The organism is Gemmobacter aquatilis, from assembly GCF_900110025.1.
In the GTDB taxonomy this organism is placed as follows: Bacteria; Pseudomonadota; Alphaproteobacteria; order Rhodobacterales; family Rhodobacteraceae; genus Gemmobacter; species Gemmobacter aquatilis.
In genome coordinates this window covers 13,721-33,058 of the sequence record NZ_FOCE01000006.1, presented here as the reverse complement: position 1 = coordinate 33,058, position 19,338 = coordinate 13,721, and the positions used below count along the sequence as shown (strand labels likewise).

At 64.6% G+C, this 19,338-nt stretch carries 16 protein-coding genes, 1 tRNA gene, 1 pseudogene and 1 other annotated feature; of the genes and pseudogenes, 12 read left to right on the top strand and 6 right to left on the bottom strand.

Annotation, left to right across the window (positions count from 1 at the left end):
• The first annotated feature begins 8 nt into the window (after positions 1 to 8).
• Genes BMX43_RS11605 through mraY form a run of 3 tightly spaced genes read left to right on the top strand, consistent with a single transcriptional unit; the run spans position 9 to position 4,017 of the window.
• Positions 9 to 1,490, top strand: a complete 1,482-nt coding sequence (locus BMX43_RS11605) for a UDP-N-acetylmuramoyl-L-alanyl-D-glutamate--2,6-diaminopimelate ligase (protein ID WP_091301541.1) — start codon at positions 9 to 11, stop codon at positions 1,488 to 1,490.
• Positions 1,490 to 2,935 (top strand): UDP-N-acetylmuramoyl-tripeptide--D-alanyl-D-alanine ligase, encoded by a 1,446-nt coding sequence (locus BMX43_RS11600; RefSeq protein ID WP_091301539.1) that lies wholly within the window; start codon positions 1,490 to 1,492, stop codon positions 2,933 to 2,935. The genes BMX43_RS11605 and BMX43_RS11600 overlap by 1 nt, the downstream gene beginning before the upstream one ends.
• Positions 2,935 to 4,017 carry a phospho-N-acetylmuramoyl-pentapeptide-transferase gene (gene mraY, locus BMX43_RS11595; RefSeq protein ID WP_091301538.1) on the top strand — a complete coding sequence of 361 codons (1,083 nt, stop codon included), beginning with the start codon at positions 2,935 to 2,937 and terminating at the stop codon, positions 4,015 to 4,017. Before BMX43_RS11600 ends, mraY begins: the two co-directional genes overlap by 1 nt.
• 93 nt (positions 4,018 to 4,110) lie before the next feature.
• On the opposite strand, the gene murD is transcribed toward mraY, so the two are convergent.
• The gene (murD, locus tag BMX43_RS11590; RefSeq protein ID WP_091301536.1) at positions 4,111 to 5,511 is read right to left on the bottom strand and encodes a UDP-N-acetylmuramoyl-L-alanine--D-glutamate ligase; all 1,401 of its coding nucleotides are present in this window, start codon (positions 5,509 to 5,511) and stop codon (positions 4,111 to 4,113) included.
• 300 nt (positions 5,512 to 5,811) lie between these two features.
• Between murD and BMX43_RS11585 the strand changes: the two genes are divergently transcribed.
• The 9 genes and pseudogenes from BMX43_RS11585 to BMX43_RS11540 all read left to right on the top strand — a co-directional run bounded on the left by BMX43_RS11585 (position 5,812) and on the right by BMX43_RS11540 (position 15,934).
• On the top strand, positions 5,812 to 6,978 hold the full coding sequence (locus BMX43_RS11585) for a peptidoglycan glycosyltransferase FtsW (RefSeq protein ID WP_091301534.1): 1,167 nt from the start codon (positions 5,812 to 5,814) through the stop codon (positions 6,976 to 6,978).
• Position 6,979: 1 nt separating this feature from the next.
• Positions 6,980 to 8,089 carry a UDP-N-acetylglucosamine--N-acetylmuramyl-(pentapeptide) pyrophosphoryl-undecaprenol N-acetylglucosamine transferase gene (locus BMX43_RS11580; protein WP_091301532.1) on the top strand — a complete coding sequence of 370 codons (1,110 nt, stop codon included), beginning with the start codon at positions 6,980 to 6,982 and terminating at the stop codon, positions 8,087 to 8,089.
• Positions 8,086 to 9,513 carry a UDP-N-acetylmuramate--L-alanine ligase gene (gene murC / locus BMX43_RS11575; RefSeq protein WP_091301529.1) on the top strand — a complete coding sequence of 476 codons (1,428 nt, stop codon included), beginning with the start codon at positions 8,086 to 8,088 and terminating at the stop codon, positions 9,511 to 9,513. Before BMX43_RS11580 ends, murC begins: the two co-directional genes overlap by 4 nt.
• Positions 9,510 to 9,755: a DUF2484 family protein gene (locus BMX43_RS11570; RefSeq protein WP_091301527.1), complete on the top strand. Its 246-nt coding sequence runs from the start codon at positions 9,510 to 9,512 to the stop codon at positions 9,753 to 9,755. The genes murC and BMX43_RS11570 overlap by 4 nt, the downstream gene beginning before the upstream one ends.
• A 153-nt stretch (positions 9,756 to 9,908) precedes the next feature.
• Positions 9,909 to 10,625, top strand: coding sequence for an ABC transporter ATP-binding protein (locus BMX43_RS11565; RefSeq protein ID WP_091301852.1), 717 nt, complete (start codon positions 9,909 to 9,911; stop codon positions 10,623 to 10,625).
• A complete protein-coding gene (locus tag BMX43_RS11560; RefSeq protein WP_217643956.1) occupies positions 10,619 to 12,985 on the top strand; it encodes an ABC transporter permease in 2,367 nt (788 codons plus the stop codon). Before BMX43_RS11565 ends, BMX43_RS11560 begins: the two co-directional genes overlap by 7 nt.
• Positions 12,982 to 14,163: an efflux RND transporter periplasmic adaptor subunit gene (locus BMX43_RS11555; RefSeq protein WP_217643955.1), complete on the top strand. Its 1,182-nt coding sequence runs from the start codon at positions 12,982 to 12,984 to the stop codon at positions 14,161 to 14,163. Before BMX43_RS11560 ends, BMX43_RS11555 begins: the two co-directional genes overlap by 4 nt.
• Positions 14,164 to 14,397: 234 nt before the next feature.
• Positions 14,398 to 15,599 (top strand): annotated as a pseudogene (locus BMX43_RS11545) (IS3 family transposase).
• Positions 14,678 to 14,793: a sequence feature (AL1L pseudoknot), on the top strand. It overlaps the preceding pseudogene by 116 nt.
• A 245-nt stretch (positions 15,600 to 15,844) precedes the next feature.
• Positions 15,845 to 15,934: transfer RNA gene (locus tag BMX43_RS11540), tRNA-Ser, on the top strand.
• An 80-nt stretch (positions 15,935 to 16,014) separates the two neighbouring features.
• Here BMX43_RS11540 and BMX43_RS11535 read toward each other — a convergent pair.
• The 5 genes from BMX43_RS11535 to BMX43_RS11510 form a co-directional block, all read right to left on the bottom strand.
• Entirely contained in the window at positions 16,015 to 17,049 is a 1,035-nt protein-coding gene (locus tag BMX43_RS11535; protein ID WP_175482097.1) for a tyrosine-type recombinase/integrase, read from the bottom strand.
• Between the two features lie 254 nt (positions 17,050 to 17,303).
• Complete coding sequence (locus BMX43_RS11525; protein WP_091301519.1) at positions 17,304 to 17,492, bottom strand: hypothetical protein; 189 nt, start codon at positions 17,490 to 17,492, stop codon at positions 17,304 to 17,306.
• A gap of 13 nt (positions 17,493 to 17,505) precedes the next feature.
• The gene (locus tag BMX43_RS11520) at positions 17,506 to 17,832 is read right to left on the bottom strand and encodes a DUF2190 family protein (protein ID WP_091301517.1); all 327 of its coding nucleotides are present in this window, start codon (positions 17,830 to 17,832) and stop codon (positions 17,506 to 17,508) included.
• 1 nt (position 17,833) lies between these two features.
• Entirely contained in the window at positions 17,834 to 18,049 is a 216-nt protein-coding gene (locus BMX43_RS11515) for a phage head-tail joining protein (RefSeq protein ID WP_245749455.1), read from the bottom strand.
• Positions 18,049 to 19,281, bottom strand: a complete 1,233-nt coding sequence (locus BMX43_RS11510; RefSeq protein ID WP_245749454.1) for a phage major capsid protein — start codon at positions 19,279 to 19,281, stop codon at positions 18,049 to 18,051. Before BMX43_RS11510 ends, BMX43_RS11515 begins: the two co-directional genes overlap by 1 nt.
• Positions 19,282 to 19,338: the final 57 nt, after the last annotated feature.

Below are 19,338 nucleotides of genomic sequence, written 5' to 3'. Positions count from 1 at the left end.
CGGATGACATGGCGGAACGAGAAGCTACTCTGGCCGAACTGGGCCTGACCGCCAGAGGCGGGCGCGAAGCGCGCATCACCGGGCTTGCGGTGGACAGCCGGGCGGTGAGGCCCGGCTTCCTGTTTGCCGCCCTGCCGGGCAGCCGGGTGCATGGCGCGGCCTATATCCCCACCGCGCTGGCGCAGGGTGCCGCCGCCGTGCTGACCGATGCCGAAGGCGCCGCGCAGGCTGCTGCCGCACTGGCCGACAGCCCCGCCGCGCTGATCGTTGCCTGCGATCCGCGGCAGGCGCTGTCTTGTGCCGCCTCGCTCTGGTTCGCGCAACAACCCGCCACCATGGTGGCTGTGACCGGCACCAACGGCAAAACTTCGGTCGCCACCTTTGCACGGCAAATCTGGGTCGCGCTTGGCCATGCCGCGATCAATATCGGCACCACCGGGATCGAAGGCGCCTGGGCCGCGCCGTCAAGTCACACCACGCCCGACCCGATCACGCTGCATTCCATGCTGGCTCAGGCCGCGCGGGCGGGCGTGACCCATGCCGCGATGGAGGCGTCGTCGCATGGTCTCGATCAGCGGCGGCTGGACGGGGTGCGCCTGAAGGCGGCGGGCTTCACCAATTTCACGCAGGATCATCTGGATTACCATGGCACGTTCGAGGCCTATTTCGCGGCCAAGGCCGGGCTGTTCGACCGCGTGCTGCCGCCCGACGCGGCGGCGGTGATCAACATGAACGACCCCAAGGGTGCCGATCTGCGCGCATTGGCCAGTGCCAAGGGGCAGCGCATCATCACCGTGGGCCATGATGCGGGCAACGATCTGTGCATTGCGGGCCAGCGATTTGACGCGACCGGGCAGGAGGTGCGCTACCTTTGGCAGGGCGCGCCGCATCTGGTGCGCCTGAACCTCGTCGGCGGATTTCAGGCCGAGAATGTGGCTCTGGCCGCAGGTCTGGCCATCGGCGCGGGCGAAGCGCCCGGCGATGTATTCCGCGCCCTGCCGCAGCTTTCAGGCGTGCGCGGGCGGATGCAACTGGCCGCCACACGGGCCAATGGTGCGGCGGTCTATGTCGATTACGCCCATACCCCCGATGCCATCGCCACGGCATTGAAGGCGCTGCGCCCGCATGTGATGGGCCGTATCCTGATCGTCTTCGGAGCAGGCGGCGACCGGGATCGCAGCAAACGCCCGCTGATGGGCGCCGCCGCGCGCGACCACGCCGATGTTCTGTTTGTGACAGACGACAACCCCAGATCCGAGGATCCGGCTGCCATCCGTGCAGAAATAATGCAAGCCTGCCCCGAGGTGAACGAGGTGGGCGACCGGGCCGAGGCGATCCTGCGCGGTGTCGATGCGCTGCTGCCGGGTGATGCGCTGCTGATCGCGGGCAAGGGGCACGAGACCGGGCAGGTGATCAAGGGTGACATCTTCCCCTTCGACGATGTGGAACAGGCGAGCATTGCCGTCGCCGCACTGGATGGGGTGATCTGATGACCGCACTCTGGACTTCGACCGAGGCCGCGGCCGCCACCGGCGGGCAGGCCACAACGGCATGGCAAGCGCAAGGCGTCTCGATCGACACGCGCACCCTGCGCCCCGGCGATCTGTTCGTGGCGCTGAAGGATGTGCGCGACGCACATGATTTCGTGGCGCAGGCACTGGCGGCTGGGGCCGCCGCCGCGCTGGTGTCGCATATCCCCGAAGGGGTTTCCCCCGACGCGCCGCTGCTGATCGTGCCCGATGTGCTGCAGGGGCTGGAGGCACTGGGTCGCGCCGCTCGCGCCCGCACCTCTGCAAAGGTCATTGGTGTCACAGGCTCTGTCGGAAAAACCTCCACAAAGGAAATGCTGCGCGCCATGCTGACCGGGCAAGGCGCCCTTCATGCTGCCGAGGCCAGCTATAATAACCATTGGGGCGTGCCGCTGACGCTGGCGCGGATGCCCGCCGCCACCGATTTCGCGGTGATCGAAATCGGTATGAACCACCCCGGCGAAATCGCGCCACTGGCCCGCATGGCCGATCTGGATCTGGCGCTGATCACCACTGTCGCCTCCGCCCACCTGTTTTCCTTTGACGGGATCGAAGGCATCGCTCGCGAAAAAGCTGCCATCTTTGAAGGGCTGCGCCCGGGCGGCACGGCCATTTTGCCCTTCGACCTGCCGGTGACCCCGATCTTGCTGGAGAAAGCCGCCGCAACCGGCGCCTCTGTGCTGACCTTCGGCGCGGGGCAGGGGGCGGACTACCGCCTTGCCTCGGCCCAGCTTTCCGCCGATGCCACCGTGGCGCAGTGCGCCCATGCCAGCGCCACCCGCCTGTTCCGCGTGCAATCCCCCGGCCGCCATTTCGCGCTGAATGCGCTTGCGGTGCTGGCGGCGGGCGATGCGCTCGGCCTTGACCCCGCGCTGTGCGCGCAGGGCCTTGGCCGCTGGCAGCCCCCCGCCGGGCGCGGCCAGCGCGAAAGCATCGTCACGGACCCGGTGGAGGAAATCGGGTTTGATCTGATCGACGATGCCTTCAACGCCAACCCGGCCTCTATGGCGGCCAGCCTTGAGGTGCTGGCGCTCTGCACCCCGCGCGACAATGTGGGCCGCATCCGCCAGGGCCGCCGCATCGCCATTCTGGGCGACATGCTGGAACTGGGCGATACCGAACTGGCTCTGCACGCCGAGATCGCCAACCACCCGGCACTGGCCGGGGTCGCGCTGGTACATTGCGTCGGCCCCCGGATGAAATCGCTCCACACAGCACTTCCCGCCGCCAAACGCGGCGACTGGGCCGAAACCGCCGCCGACCTGCTGCCCCGCGCGGGCGCGCTGGTCGATGCCGGTGATGTCGTGCTTGTGAAGGGCTCCAAGGGCATCAAGGTCAGCCTGATCGTTGACGCCCTGCGCAAACTCGGGCACCCCGCCCCCCGAACCGACAAAGGGACAGACTGATGCTCTACCTCCTGACAGGGCTCTCCGACGGCGGGGATATCTTCAACCTGTTCCGCTACATCACCTTCCGCGCCGGGGCCGCCTTCTTCACCGCGCTGATCTTCGGCTTCCTGTTCGGGCGCCCGCTGATCAACTTCCTGCGCCGCAAACAAGGCAAGGGCCAGCCGATCCGTGATGACGGCCCGGCTTCGCATTTCTCAAAGGCGGGCACGCCCACCATGGGCGGGCTGCTGATCCTGTCGGCGCTGCTGGTCTCCACCCTGCTCTGGGCGCGGCTGGATAACCCCTATGTCTGGATCGTGGTGCTGGTTACCGTGGGTTTCGGACTGATCGGCTTTGCCGACGATTATGCCAAGGTCACCAAGCAGAACACCAAAGGCGTCTCGGGCCGGGTGCGCATGGCGTTGGGTCTGCTGATTGCGGCGCTGGCCTCCTATGCCGCCTCCAGCTTCCACCCCGTCGAACTGACCAACCAGCTTGCCCTGCCGATCTTCAAGAACGTGCTGATCAATCTGGGCTTTTTCTTCGTGCCCTTCGGCATGATCGTGATCGTCGGCGCCGCCAATGCGGTGAACCTGACCGACGGGCTCGACGGGCTGGCCATCATGCCGGTGATGATCGCGGGCGGCACGCTGGGCGTGATCGGCTATGTGGTCGGCAACTTCAACTTCACCGAATATCTCGGTGTGCATTTCGTGCCCGGCACGGGGGAACTGCTGATCTTCGCCGCCGCCCTGATCGGGGGGGGCTTGGGCTTCCTGTGGTATAACGCCCCGCCCGCCGCAGTGTTCATGGGCGATACCGGCTCGCTGGCACTGGGGGGCGCGCTGGGGGCCATTGCCGTCTGCACCAAGCATGAGATTGTTCTGGCCATCGTCGGTGGCCTGTTCGTGGTCGAGGCGCTGAGTGTCATCATCCAGGTGCTTTACTTCAAACGCACCGGGCGCCGCGTCTTCCTCATGGCGCCGATCCACCATCATTTCGAAAAGAAGGGCTGGGCCGAGCCGCAGATCGTGATCCGCTTCTGGATCATCTCGCTGATCCTCGCGCTGATCGGCCTTGCCACCCTGAAAGTCCGCTGACACGAAAGGGCGCCGCCGGGCGCCCTTTTTCTGCATCTTCATCTTGGCAAAAATATCCCGGGGGAGCCCGAAGGGCGTGGGGGCAGAGCCCCCTTACCCGATCACCGTCCGCACCTGCGCCATGAAGTCCTCTCCCCGTTTCTCGAAATTCGGATACTGGTCGAAACTCGCTGCCGCGGGCGCCAGCAACACCACCTCGCCCGCCTCGGCCTCCGCCGCAGCCCGCCCCACCGCGCGGTCCATCGTCTCGCAGATCTCATGCGGCAGATCACCGATCTGCAACGCGAAATCGCGGGCCGAATGGCCGATCAGATAGGCCTTCACCACGGACCCGAGGAAGGGCTGCAGGCTGGCAATCCCGCCGTCCTTGCCCATGCCCCCGACAATCCAGCGGATCTTCGGAAAGGCTTGCAACGCCTTGGCTGCCGAATCCACATTTGTGGCTTTGCTGTCATTGATGAAGCGCACACCGCCGCGTTCGCCCACCAACTGGCTGCGATGCGGCAGCCCGGCGAAGGAATGAAGCGCCTGCTCGATCAGCTTCGGTGCCAGTCCCAGCGCCCGCGTCGCGGCATAGGCGGCGCAAGCGTTCTGGTGGTTATGCGCGCCCGGCAGCCCCGATACCGTGCGCAGGTCGATCGAGGCCATCTGCCGCCCCTTGCGCCACTCCGCCAGAAACCCCTTGCGGGCAAACACGCTCCAGCCGAACTCGTCGAGCTTGCTGCCCGAACTCACCCGGATCACCCGGTCATCCTGCGGCCCCTGCGCCACCTGATTGGCCAGAAACCGCCCCTCCACCTCGTCCACCCCGATCACCGCGCGATCCGGCCCGCCTTCGGCAAACAGCCGTCGCTTGGCCGCGAAATAGCCACCCATGCCATTGTGCCGGTCCAGATGGTCGGGCGAGAGGTTGGTGAACACCGCCACATCCGGCGTCAGCGCGCGGGCCAGATCGGTCTGATAGGACGAAAGCTCCAGCACCACCACCTCGCCATCCTGCGGCGGGTCGATGTCCAGCACGCCACGCCCGATATTCCCCGCCATCTGCGTCGGCCGCCCGGCAACCTGCAGGATATGGTGGATCAGCGCCGTTGTGGTGGATTTCCCGTTCGATCCCGTCACGCAGACCACCCGCGGCACCGTGTCGAACTCATCCCAACTGCCCAAGGCCACGCTGCGGAAGAACAGCCCGATGTCATTGTCCAACGGCACCCCCGCCTCCAGCGCCCTGGCGATCACCTTGTTTGGTGCCGGGTACAGATGCGGGATGCCGGGCGAGGTGACCAGACAGGCCACCCCCTCCATCGCGCCATGGCGCATCAGGTCGGTGCAGGTGAATCCTTCCGCCTCGGCCTTGGCGCGTGCCTCCGGGCTGTCGTCCCACAGCAACGGCTCGGCGCCGCCTGCCAGCAGCGCCCGCGCCGTGGCAAGGCCGGAACGCCCCAATCCCAGCACCGCCACCTTCTGCCCCTCGAACCCCTGAACCGGAATCATCTGCCACCCCTTCGACCGTGTTGCGCGGCAGAATGAGGGCAGGGCGCGGCGGCTGCAAGGGCGCGCCCGACGCCCGTGCCGCGCCCCGGCGCAATTGGGCGGCTTCTCGTCCAGCGTCGCGCTGGGCCGAGTGTGCGGATTGGGTATTTTTGCAAAGGAGAAACATGCAGATGCCAGCATTGCCGCAGCGACGGGGGCTGCCTTTACCCTAGTCAGGCGGCGCTTTTGCGGCTAATCTGGAATACAGAGCCGGGGTAACACCGGCCGTTCAAGGCAAGCAGGCGAAATCAGGCGGTTCCCATGACTGAGATGGTCTATGGCTCTATGCCCGTGCGGGCGGGTGAGCCGGTTCTTTCCCGTTGGTGGCGCACCATCGACAAATGGTCGCTCACCGCCATTCTGGTGCTGTTTGGCGTGGGCATCCTGCTGGGGCTGGCCGCCTCGGTGCCGCTGGCCACGCGCAACGGGCTGGACCCGTTCTATTATGTGCAGCGGCAGGCGGTATTTGGCGGGCTGGCCATCGCCGCCATGCTGGGCACCTCGATGCTGTCGCCCGATATGGTGCGGCGGCTGGGGGTTGTCGGGTTTGTCCTGTCGTTCTTCGCCCTGATCCTGCTGCCGGTGTTTGGCACCGATTTCGGCAAGGGTGCCGTGCGCTGGTTCTCGTTCGGCTTCGCCTCGTTCCAGCCGTCCGAATTTCTCAAGCCCGGCTTTGTGATCGTCACCGCCTGGTTGATGGCCTCGGCGCAGGAGCTGAACGGGCCGCCCGGCAAGACGATTTCCTTCTGCATCACCCTGACCGTGGTGGGCTTTCTGGCCACTCAACCCGATTTCGGCCAGTCCATGCTGGTGATTTTCGGCTGGAGCGTGATCTATTTTGTCGCCGGCGCACCGATGGTGCTGATCCTCGGGTTCGCTGGTCTGGTCGCCGGGGGCGGTTTTCTGGCCTATGGCGCCTCGGAGCACTTTGCCCGCCGCATCGACGGTTTTCTCAGCCCCGATGTCGATCCCCGCTCGCAATTGGGCTATGCCACCAACGCGATTCAAGAGGGCGGCTTCTTCGGCGTCGGTGTGGGCGAGGGGCAGGTGAAGTGGACGCTGCCCGATGCCCATACCGATTTCATCATCGCCGTCGCCGCCGAGGAATACGGCCTGATCCTTGTGCTGTGCATCCTTGGCCTTTACGGTACGGTCGTTGTGCGCTCGATGTTCCGGCTGATGAAGGAACGCGATCCTTTCGTGCGGCTGGCCGGGGCCGGGCTGGCCTGCATCTTTGGCGTTCAGGCGATGATCAACATGGGCGTGGCCGTGCGGCTGCTGCCCGCCAAGGGGATGACGCTGCCATTCGTCAGCTATGGCGGATCGTCCGTCATCGCCGCAGGCATCACCGTCGGTATGTTGCTGGCGCTGACTCGCACCCGTCCGCAGGGGCAGATGGGCGACATCCTGTTCCGCCGGGGCCGCTAAGATGGGGGCCGCGCCGCAGACACCGCTCCTGCTGATTGCAGCCGGGGGCACGGGTGGGCATATGTTCCCGGCACAGGCGCTGGCCGAGGCGATGATCGCGCGCGGCTGGCGGGTGAAACTGTCCACCGATGCGCGCGGTGCGCGCTATGCCGGGGGCTTTCCGAAAGAAGTGCTGGTGGAACAGGTCGCCTCGGCCACCTTCGCGCGCGGCGGCATCGCAGCCAAGGCGCTGGTGCCGTTTCGTATCGCGGGCGGCGTGCTGGCGGCCGTGGCGGCGATGCGGGGCGACCGACCTGCGGTGGTGGTGGGTTTTGGCGGCTATCCATCCATCCCGGCGCTGACGGCGGCCACACTGCTGCGCCTGCCGCGGATGATCCACGAACAGAATGGCGTGCTGGGGCGGGTGAACCAGATCTTCGCCAAGCGTGTCGATGCCGTGTGCTGCGGCACCTGGCCGACCGCCTTGCCGCAGGGTGTGCAGGGTATCCATACCGGCAACCCGGTGCGCGCCGCTGTGCTGGAGCGGGCGGGTGCCCCCTATATTCCGCCAGGGGATTACCCGATGAGCGTTGTGGTCATCGGCGGCAGCCAGGGCGCGCGCATCCTGTCCGATGTGGTGCCCGCCGCCATCGCAGCACTGCCCGAAACCCTGCGCCCGCATCTGCGCATCGCCCATCAGGCCCGCGCCGAAGACCTTGACCGCGTGGTGGCCGCCTATGACGCTGCCGGGATCGAGGCGGATGTGCAGCCGTTTTTCACCGACATCCCGCGCCGTCTGTCAGAAGCGCAGCTTGTGGTATCGCGTTCTGGCGCTTCGTCCATCGCAGATATCTCGGTGATCGGGCGCCCGTCGATCCTGATCCCCTTCGCCGCCGCCACCGCCGACCACCAGACCGCCAATGCCCGCGGTCTCGTTGCGGCAGGTGCCGCGACCCTCATCGCCGAATCCGCCCTTGACCCCGCCGCGCTCAGCGCGCAAATGGCCGCCGTGCTTGCGCATCCGCAGGCCGCGCAGGCCATGGCGGCCCAAGCCCTTTCGCAGGGCCGCCCCGATGCGACCGACAGATTGGTGGAGCAGGTGCTTCGCCTTGCCGAAAAGAGTGAACCATGAACGCTGCAACCAAACTGCCCGGAGAGCTGGGCCCCATTCATTTTGTCGGTATCGGCGGCATCGGCATGTCCGGCATTGCCGAGGTGCTGATGACGCTGGGCTACCGTGTGCAGGGCTCTGACGCCAAGGCCAGCAAGATTACCGACCGGCTGGTATCCTTGGGTGCTGCGGTGTTTGAAGGCCAGCGGGCCGAGAATATCGGCGACGCCGCCGTGGTCGTCATCTCCTCTGCCATCAAGAAGGGCAACCCGGAGTTGGAAGAGGCCCGCCGCCGTGGCCTGCCTGTTGTGCGCCGCGCCGAAATGTTGGCCGAGCTGATGCGCCTGAAATCCAACATTGCCATCGCCGGCACGCATGGCAAGACCACCACCACCACCATGGTCGCCACGCTGCTCGACCGGGGCGGGTTTGACCCGACGGTCATCAATGGCGGCATCATCCATGCCTATGGATCGAACGCCCGCGCCGGGGCAGGGGAGTGGATGGTGGTCGAGGCCGACGAATCCGACGGCTCCTTCAACCGGCTGCCTGCCACCATTGCCATCGTCACCAATATCGACCCCGAGCATATGGAGCATTGGCACACCTTCGACGCGCTGCGGAAGGGCTTCTATGACTTCGTGTCCAACGTGCCGTTCTATGGTCTTGCCGTCTGCTGCACCGATCACCCCGAGGTGCAGGCGCTGGTCGGTCGGGTGACCGATCGCCGCATCGTTACCTTCGGCTTCAACGCGCAGGCCGATGTGCGCGCACTGAACCTGCGCTATGAAAACGGCACCGCGCATTTCGACGTGGCACTGCAGGGCGAAGGGCTGGACGAGGCGGGCAACCCGTCGCTGATCGAGGGCTGCACCCTGCCGATGCCGGGCGACCACAACGTGTCGAACGCGCTGTCGGCCATCGCGGTGGCCCGCCATCTGGGCATGAAGAAAGACGAGATCCGCGCCGCGCTGGCCGCTTTTGGTGGGGTGAACCGCCGCTTCACCAAGGTGGGCGAAGTGAATGGCGTGACGATCATCGACGATTACGGCCACCATCCGGTTGAAATCGCCGCCGTGCTGCGCGCCGCGCGTCAGGCCACCAAGGGCCGGGTGATCGCCGTGCACCAGCCGCACCGCTACACCCGCCTGTCGAACCTGTTCGACGATTTCTGCACCTGCTTCAACGAGGCCGATGTCGTGGCCATCGCCGAGGTCTATGCGGCGGGCGAAGAACCCATCCCCGGCGCCTCGCGCGATGATCTGGTGGCTGGGCTGATCGCCCACGGCCATCGCCACGCCCGCGCGCTGGTCAGCGAGGATGATCTCGAACGGCTCGTGCGCGAACAGGCCCGGCCCGGTGACATGGTGGTCTGTCTTGGCGCGGGCACCATCTCGGCTTGGGCCAATGGCCTGCCCGCCCGGCTTGCGGTGAAGGCGGCATGAGCGTTTCGCTGACAGTGGCGGGCGTCTGGGTGCTGGTGGCGACGCTGATCGCCTTGGCCCCCCGCCGCATCCACTGGCCCTGCGCCTATGGGCTGGCCACTGTCGGCATCCCGCTTCTGGGCTGGATCACCTTTGAAAACGGTCCGTTCTGGGGCCTGATCGCACTGGCCGGGGGCGCCAGTATCCTGCGCTGGCCGCTGATCTTTCTGCTGCGCCGCCTGCGGGGCACCTCGGTGGAATAGAGTTTTGGTGGGGGCAGCAGGCCACCAGTTTCTGTGCGTCTGCTTTGCGTGCCCGGCAATGAGGTGTTGCTGAAGCCCCCTTTTACCTTGACCCAGGTCAACGCAACTCCGCACGATGGATCTATGCTCGCCATCCGGGCAGGAACCAGCAATATGATCAACGAACCGGATATCGTGTTTCGGACAAAGGGGCTGACCAAGTCCTACCGTTCGGCTGCGGGCGAGGTGCAGGCGCTGCGTGGCGTTGATTTTCAGGCGGCGCGTGGCGAATTCATCGTGATCCTCGGCCCGTCGGGCTCGGGCAAATCGACCTTCCTGAATATTGTGGGCGGGCTTGATACCGCCACATCGGGTGAAGCCTGGTTCAAGGATCACCGCTTGACCGCCCTTGATGCGCGCGGTCTCACGCAATACCGGCGCGACCATGTGGGTTTTGTCTTTCAGTTCTATAACCTTGTTCCCAGCTTGACCGCGCGCGAAAACGTGGCTCTGGTCACAGAAATTGCCCGCAATCCCATGTCGCCCGAGGCTGCCTTGGCGCTGGTGGGCCTGACTGACCGCGCCGACCACTTTCCAGCGCAGCTTTCGGGGGGCGAACAGCAGCGCGTGGCCATTGCCCGTGCCATCGCCAAGAACCCTGACGTTCTGTTGTGCGACGAGCCGACAGGTGCGCTCGATTCCGCCACCGGAATCCGTGTCCTTGAGGTGTTGACCGAGGTCAACCGCCGCATCGGTGCCACCACCCTTGTCATCACCCACAATGCCGCGATCCGCGACATCGCCGACCGCGTGCTGCGCTTTGCCGATGGCCGCATCGTCGAGGAAACCGTCAATGCAAGCCGCAAGGCTCCGGCGGACGTGTCATGGTGATCACCCCCCTGCGCCGCAAGGTTCTGCGCGATCTTGCGCGGCTCTGGCCGCAGTCGCTGGCCATCGCGCTGGTGCTGGCAGCCGGGGTGGCGACGATGATCCTTGGCAACGGCGCCTATTCGGCCCTGTCGGATACCCGGGCGCGCTATTACGACACTTCGCGCTTTGCCGATGTCTTTGCCGATGTGACCCGCGCGCCCCGCGCCCTGCTGGACGATGTGCGCGCCATCGACGGGGTGCTGGCCGCCGAAGCGCGGATTGTGAAGCTGGGCCTTCTGGACCTGCCCGAAATGGTCGAACCGGGGACGATCCTGCTCGTTTCCCTGCCCGAGGGCGGGGGAGCGGGGTTGAACCGGTTGCACTTGCGGCAGGGGCGGCTGCCCGATCCACAATCTGCCCGCGAAATGGTGGTGTCCGAGGGCTTTGCAACCGCTCATCGCCTCAGTCCGGGGGCGACACTGACGGTCGTGATGAATGGCCAGCGGCGCGATCTGATGATCACCGGAATCGCCCTGTCCCCGGAATTCATCTATGCGCTGGGTCCGGGAGAGATGATGCCCGACCCAAGACGCTTTGGCATCGGCTGGCTGCCACGGGAAAGTCTGGCTGGGGCCTACGACCTTGAAGGCGCATTTTCGAACCTGGTGCTGGTACTTGCCCCCGGTGCGCCGATCGAGCGGGTTATCGCAGACGTGGACCGCCTGACCGCGCCCTATGGTGGCACGGGTGCCACGGCCCGCGCCGACCTGACATCACATGCCTTTCTTGATGCGGAACTCAAGCAGCTAGGCGCGATGGTGCATGTGCTGCCGCCGATTTTTCTCCTGGTCGCGGCGATGCTGGTGAACATGACCCTATCGCGCCTTGTCACGCTCGAGCGCGAGCAGATCGGCCTGTTCAAGGCGATCGGCTATGCCCCCCGAGCGATCGCGCAGCATTACGTGGAATTCGTTCTGACCATCGCCATCCTTGGCATCGCCATCGGCTTTGCGGCGGGGGCATGGATGGGCGCGGGGTTGGCCCGGCTTTATGCGCGGTTCTTTTCCTTTCCTTTCCTCGTCTTTTCCAACGATCCGAGGATTTATGCCTTGGCCGCCCTTGTCACGGCAGGTGCGGCGGTCACGGGCGCACTGTTTGCCGTGCGCGCAGTGCTGGCCCTGCCGCCTGCCGTCGCGATGGCGCCCCCTGCGCCTGCGGAATACCGGCAGCAGGGCGGCACGCTGTGGCGGCGACTGGGCTTTCGCCAGACCAGGATTATGACGGCGCGGCATCTCATGCGCTGGCCGATGCGCACGCTGTCGGGCATCCTTGGCGTGGCCCTGTCGGTGGCAATCCTCGTCGCCTCGCTCTGGTCCTTCGGCTCGATCGAACGGATGATCGACATCACCTTCTTTCGCACCGAACGGCAGGATGTGCAGATGGTCTTTGGCCAGCCTGAACCGCTGCGCGCTGTCTTTGCTGCGCGCCAGATGCCCGGTGTCATGGTCGCAGAGCCGTTTCGCGCCGCTGCCGCGCAGATCAGCCACCGCAACCTCTTGCGGAAGGTCACAGTGATCGGTCGGCCCGCAGAGCCGAGGCTGTCGCGCGTCCTTGCCCCCGACCTGCGGCCCATGGACATGCCAGAGGCGGGGTTGATCCTGTCGGAAACTCTGGCGCAGGTGCTGGAGGTGCGACCGGGCGACAACGTGACTGTCACATTCCTGGACGGCGCACGGCGCAGCCTTACCCTGCCGGTCAGCGGGGTATCCGTGGGATATGTGGGGCTGGGTGCTACAATGGACATCGGGGCGCTCAACCGCGCGACAGGCGGAGGCCAGATGATCTCGGGCGTCAACCTGCTGATCGACCCGGCCGGGCTGGAGGAATTCTTTGATGCGGCGGCGGCCTCGCCCAAAACCGGGTTCATCGCCGTGATGGGGCTGACCGTCGCGCGTTTCCGCGCCACGCTGGCCGAAAACATCACTGTGATGATCACCGTCTATGTTGCGTTGGCCGCGATCATCGCTGTGGGCGTGATTTACAACTTTTCCCGCATTTCGCTGTCCGAACAGGGGCGCGAACTGGCCAGTCTGCGGGTCCTTGGCTTTACCCGGGCCGAGGTCGCGGCCATCCTGTTCAGCGAATTGGCCGTCATCGTCCTGCTGGCACAACCGCTGGGCTGGGCCATCGGTTTCGGTATGGGCCTAGCCATGGCCGGGGCCTTTTCCTCCGACCTCTACCGCGTGCCCTTTGTCATCGGGCCCGCAGTCTATGCCACAGCCAGTCTGGTCGTCTGTACCGCCGCCGCACTGTCGGCTCTGGCCGTGCGGCAGCGGATCAACCGCCTTGACCTGATCGAGGTTCTGAAAACACGGGAATGACCATGCTTCGCACAAGCCTTGTCCTTGCTGCCCTCGCAATCCTGGGACTTGCTGTCTGGGCCCTTTTGCCAAGGCCGGTCGGGGTCGAGCTGGCCACGATTTCTCCCCGCACCATCAAGGTCACGGTTGAAGATGAGGGCGTTGCGGAAATCCGTGAGGTCTTTGTCGTCTCGGCCCCCATCGCGGGGCAGTTGCGACGGATCGACCTGCACGCGGGCGATCCGGTCACGGCGGGCGAAACGGTCGTGGCGGTGATCGGCCCTGTGGCGCCCGCCTTGCTGGATGCGCGGTCGCGGGCGGTGGCCGCAGCAGGCCTTGCCGCAGCCGACGCCGCCGTCAAACTGGCGCAGTCCCAGGTCGCGCAGGCCGCGGCAACTCTCTCATTCCGTATCAGCGAGGCTGACCGGGCAGCCGTTCTCTTTGATCGGGGGGCGATCTCGCAGCATCTTCTGGATATTGCGCTGCTGGAACGCGATACCGCCACGGCTGCCTTGGAGAGTGCGCGGGCAAACCTGACCGTCCGCGAGCGTGAGCGCGACAGCGCCGCAGCGGTGCTGAAAGACGCAGGCCGCGAGGCGACAGAGGCTTGCTGCGTGGAACTGACCGCGCCGGTGTCAGGGCGGATCATGCGGGTGCTGACCGAGGATGACCAGGTTGTCGGGTCCGGAACGCCAATCCTCGAAGTCGGCGATCCGGGCGATCTTCGGGTCCGCGTCGATCTTTTGTCGCGCGATGCGGTGCGCGTCCGACCGGGTGCGGCGGCGCGGATCACCGGTTGGGGTGGCCCTGACATCACAGCCGAGGTCGAGCGCGTCGAACCCGCCGCCATGACACGCATCTCTGCCCTGGGGATTGATGAACAGCGGGTCGAAGTGCTGCTTCGCCTGACGGGCGATCCGCAAGACTGGCAGGCCCTTGGTCATGGCTACCGCGTCATCGTTGGGATCACGCTTCTGAACGTGCAGGATGTCCTGTCGATCCCTGTCGGGGCGCTGTTCCGCGATGGATCGGATTGGGCGACCTTTGTGATAGAGGACGGCCGCGCCCGCCTGCGGATCATCACCTTGGGCGAACGCGACGACGAGGTCGCGCAGGTACTGGAGGGCCTGGAGGCCGGAGACAGGGTGGTCTTGCACCCAAGCGATCTGATTTCAGATGGCGTTACCGTCGCACCTTAGGCCGGCCCTTGAGTGCAAGGCGCATCGCACTTGCGAGGCTGCTTCCCAGCCGCAACGCGATAGCCGCCGGCGCTTGCATCATCTGCCATTGCGCCAAGCCCGTGGCCGTGAGCCTCGAGATAAGTGGGCGACAGCGCTGCGCAGAAAGCACCGGCTGCGACCGCTTTAGCGACTGTCGCATTGAACCGCGCCGGGTTTACCGGAGGCTCTCGGTCGTGAGTAAGCTGGAGCATCATGAGCAAGACGACGAACAAGTTTTCCCCTGAAGTGCGTGAACGTGCGGTGCGGCTGGTCTTCGACAATGAGGGGCAGCATGGCTTGCGTTGGCAGTCGGTCGTGTTGATTGCGGCGAAGATTGGCTGTTCGGCCATACCCTGAACGAGTGAGTGAAGAAGGCCGAGGTCGAAAGTGGCAAGCGTGCGGGCATCCCGACCGAGATGGCCGGCTGCATGAAGGCTTTGGAACGCGAGAACCGCGAGTTGCGCCAGGCAAACGAGATCCTTCGCCAGGCCCGCGCATATTTTGCGATGGCGGAGCTCGACCGCCGGTCGAAGTGATGGTGGGTTTCATCGATGCGCATCGTGATGCGCACGGGGTCGAGCCGATCTGCGCGGTTCTGCCGATCGCCCGTCCACCTGTTATGATCATCTGGCCATGCGAGCCGATCCGTCGCGGCGGTCAGACCGCGCCCGCCGGGATAAGGCTCTGCGCCCCGAGATCCTTCGGGTTTTTGAAGAGAACTGGCGGGTTTATGGCGTCCGGAAGATCTGGCGGCAGCTTGGCCGCGAGGGCTTATATGTCGTGCGATGCACGGTGGCAGGGCTGATGAAGAGCATGGGGATTCCGGGCATTATCCGCAGCAAGCCGTACCGGACAAGAAAGCTCCCTGTCCGCTGGACAAGGTGAGCCGTCAGTTCCGCGTTCCGACACCGAACATGCTGTGGGTGTCGGATTTCACCTCTGTCGCCACCTGGAAGGGGTTCGTCTCTGTCGCCTTCGTCATCGACGCCTATGCTCGACGGATCGTAGGCAGGCGGTTCAGCACCTCGGCCCATGCAGGGTTCGTGCTCGATGCCCTGGAACAGGCAGTGCATGATCGCCCTCCGGGAAAGGGCATGGGTCTGGTCCACCAGAGCGACAGGGCTCGCAATACCTGTCCATTCGTTACACTGAGCGCTTGGCGGAAGCCGGGATCGAGCCCTCGGTTGGCAGCGTCGGAGACAGTTGCGACAACGCTCTCGCAGAGACGATCAATGGCTTGTTCAAGGCAGAGGTCATCCACCGCCGAGAGCTTCGAAGCCGTGGAATAGGCAACCCTCGAATGGGTGGACTGGTTCAACAACCGCGGCCTCCTCAAGCCGATCGGGAATATCCCTCCGGCGGAAGCAGAGGCAGACTTCTACGCCGCTCTGGAAACTGAAGACATGGCCGCGTAACCAACCGAAATAAGCCTCCGGCAAACCCGGCGCGGTTCAACCTGTTCGCAGCTTTGCTCATGATGCGCCACCCTGCTCAGCAGCTGCGGCCTCTGGCATCTTCCCGCAGTTCAAAGTTCATGTGTTACCCGATTGGCCTCTTCCACGGTGATATTGCTGAGGTGCAGAGCCACAGCGTGGTAGGCAAACAAAATGTGCACGATTTACCCTTGTCGAACCGCCCGCCCTTGGCTAAACCCCCCAACGGAGCTGTGGCCGAGTGGTCGAAGGCACACCCCTGCTAAGGGTGCAGACGGGGAACCGTCTCGAGGGTTCGAATCCCTTCGGCTCCGCCATTACCTTAAAATTTCTCTTATTTGTCAGCCGCTTGCGAGGCGGTTTGTCAAACTATCTTAGAAGGTTTGACAGTTGATAGTCACCCTTCTTTCTTCCCGAGCGCAAGCATTGCCTGCGCAGCGAGGTCTTTTCGGCCTGCCGCGACCGTGTAACGGGTCACTTCGGCAAGCGACTTATGGCCCGAGATAGCCATAATTTGGTGCGGTGTGCAGCCCGCTTCCGCCAGCCTGCGGCAAGTCGCCTTGCGCAGCCCATGCGGTGACAGCCCATCCGGCAAGCCAGCGTCGCGCACCATGTCGCGGAACCAGTTCGTGAATCCGGGTGGGGTAAAGGGTCGCCCCTGAGCGGTCATTAGGAAACTCAGATTATCGAGGGGCAGCGCGTCGAGAACTGCCCGTAGATCATCATGCAACGGGATATGAACGTCCTGCCCCGTCTTCTGTTGCGTGATCGACAGAATGCCTTTGCGGACATGCTGCCGCCCCATGCGCACCACGTCGCTGCGCCGCTGCCCTGTGTAGAGCAGAAGCATAAGCGCCAGATGCGCGCGGGTGCCCGGCTTGTGGTGTTCTTCAAAGGTGGCAATGTGATCCTCTTCCCATGTGAGAAAGCCCGCCGTCTTGTTCTTCACCTTGCGAACGCCTTGCGTCGGATCGTCACCGCGCCAGCCCAATTCGACAGCGTGACGCATCAGCAGATGCACCATGCGCAGCATATTGTTCGCAGCGGCGGGCGTTGCCGCCTTGTCGCTGACAAGCTTTTGCAGGTGCTTGCGTTCCAGATGGGCGACTCTCTTGTCACCATGTTCTGCCCGGAAGCGTTCGATGATGCCGCGATATGTCGTCTTGGTGGAGTCGCTCAGGCCGGTGAAATCGCTGGTCTTGTAGTAGCTGACCACAAGCGCGGATACACTGCCCGCAATGGTTTGTTTCACGCCGATTTCCAGCTTCTCGCCATTGGCGGCTTTCTCATATGCCGCCATAAATTCAGGCGTCCATGGCAGGCCGGGAAGCGCGCTTCGGGGGAAGCCAGGGCGGCGGTAATACCAGCGGAAGGTGCCGTGACGATCTTCGAAGCCCTGACAGTATCGGGGCGGTTTGCGTAAGAGTTTCATCCTTTCAGTCCCAGTCATTGGTTTCGGGGGCTGAATCGTCACCCGGAAGGGCATCAAACGCCAGATCCAAAGCGCGCACATCCCAGATTGTCCGGGCATACACGCGCTTTGGGCCGGGCATTTCGCCAGATTGCACCATCTTGTCGAAGGTCGAAGGGCTGACTCCGATGTAAGCCGCCGCCTCTCCGCGCGACAGCCCGCGCCGAGTCGGCGGTGCAATCGGTGAAGAGGGGCGAACTTGAGTCTGCATCTGATCAGGCTTGACCGTTCTTTGCAGCTTCAGCCGCAGTAGCCTTCCCAATCTCGGCTTCTGTTGCAGCCCGGGCTGCGTTCAGGTGATCGAACTGCTTGGCCTGCAACGGCGTGGCGTCGAATACCTTGCCACGGGGGATCACCGTATCATCCGGCATGATGATCTGTGTCTTTGCGAACATCTTCGCCATGGTGATGCCCTCCTTAGAAGCCGCTCAGGCGGACATTGACGGAAGCGGTCGAGGCGGCAGCGGTGGCGACAGCCACGCCCAGTTTGGTGTTGTCGGTCGCGGTGCTGGTCGCCAGTTCAGCAGTAACATCCCAATAGACGGCGGCACCGACTACGAAGTTATCGGCAGCCACCTTGGGCAGTTCGAACACGCCCACGGTTGCCACATCGACGGGGGCACCGCTGGCAGCGCCACCCGATGCAATGCCGACAATTGCGCCCGCGATCACCGGGAAGCCGGAAGCGACAGCCGCCGGGGCCGGAATGGTGAGCGTGTCGCCCTTCTGGATATAGTTTTTCATCTCACAAGCCTTTCGAGGTTTGCAGGTAAACAAGGCCCATGCGCTTCTGCGACAGGGCGCGGATTTCCGAGTCGATCGCGGCAATGGCCCGCTCGATCTCGCCTTGCGACCGATAGGTGACTTCCTCACCATTGGAGTCGCGGAAGGTGCGAACGCCCGAGAAGCGGGCATCCTGTAGCTGGTCACGGTATTCCCGCAGTTTGGTGACGCTGGTCATCACGCGCCTGCCGCACGGTAAGCGCCGCGCCAGTCAAGCCAGCCGCAGCCGAAGTCCAGCCATGCGCGATACTTCAGGCCCAGCGTATCCCAAGCCTCCTGTCGCTGGATCTGGACGCCCTGAGCCGCCGACAGATAGCCGTATTGCAGAGAGGCCACGCGGGCGGGATCAGCCAGCAGATACCAGACTGGACCGGCAAGGCGCGGTTCCACGACATGCGACAGCTTGCCCGCGAAAGCGGCTACATCGTCGGTCGTGGTGGCGTAGATCGAGGCCAGCAGCTTTTCGGCGCGGGTTTCGAGTTCCGGCCCGACGATCAGGAATTTCGGTTTGGCGTCGATGATCGTTTTCCCGTCCAGCCCCTTCACGGTGCGCATGTGCTGACGCGCTGCCGACAGTGCGCCTTCGTCCAGTTCAGAGGGCGCGCCCGTGGCGAGGTTGCCACGCGATGCGTGGAAGACGGGATTGCCGTCCGAGAGAACGGAGTTGCCCGACAGCAGGGCCACCATTTCTTCAGCTTCGGTCTGGGCGGCAGCCTGACCCATGGCGGCAGTCATATCGCCCAGCAGGCCCAGATCATCGTCGATCAGCAGCTTCCGGCTGACGTTGATTGCGCGACCGAAGGTTTTCAGCGCCATGCTCTCGCCAGCTTCGGCGCGGCTGGTATGCTTGAATTCGCCGTGTTCGGTCATCTCCTGAAGCCGCCCCATCTCGCCCAGGCGGATCGAGGTGGACTCTTTGAAGTTCGGCAGCGTCCGCTGACGCGCCAGAGCCTTCAGCGGGCTTTCGGCGGCTTGGTATGCCTGAGCGGCGACCTTGCCCATGGCGTTGCTGACAAGCAGCGGGAAATCAGAGGTGCCATGTGCGCGGCTGAACACCTCATCCGCCGACATGCCGCGAACGGAAACGCCGGAACGGGTCAGACAATCGGCGGCAAGATCGCGCATCGACATGTTGACGAATTCGCGGCTGGCCTCGGGCAGATCACCGCCCGCCATGCGGAAGGCCAGAGCATCGGCAGCGCGGGTCTGGATCTGGGCCGGGTCAGTGTGATCGCGGCGGATGCGGATTTGCGGGGCCTGCCGGGTCAGCATCGCTTCCCGTGCGGCTTCGCGCACTTGCTCTTCCGTCACAGCCTCTTCGGCCAAATCGTCGCCCCAAGTGTCGGGCAGATTGCAGGCAGAGCGCAGCGTGTCGATAAGAGCCGCGCGTGTTTCAAAGTCAAAGGGCATTGCGCCACTCCGTTGAATGATTGCGTTTTGGTCGGCAGGCACCGGCACCAGAGAGAT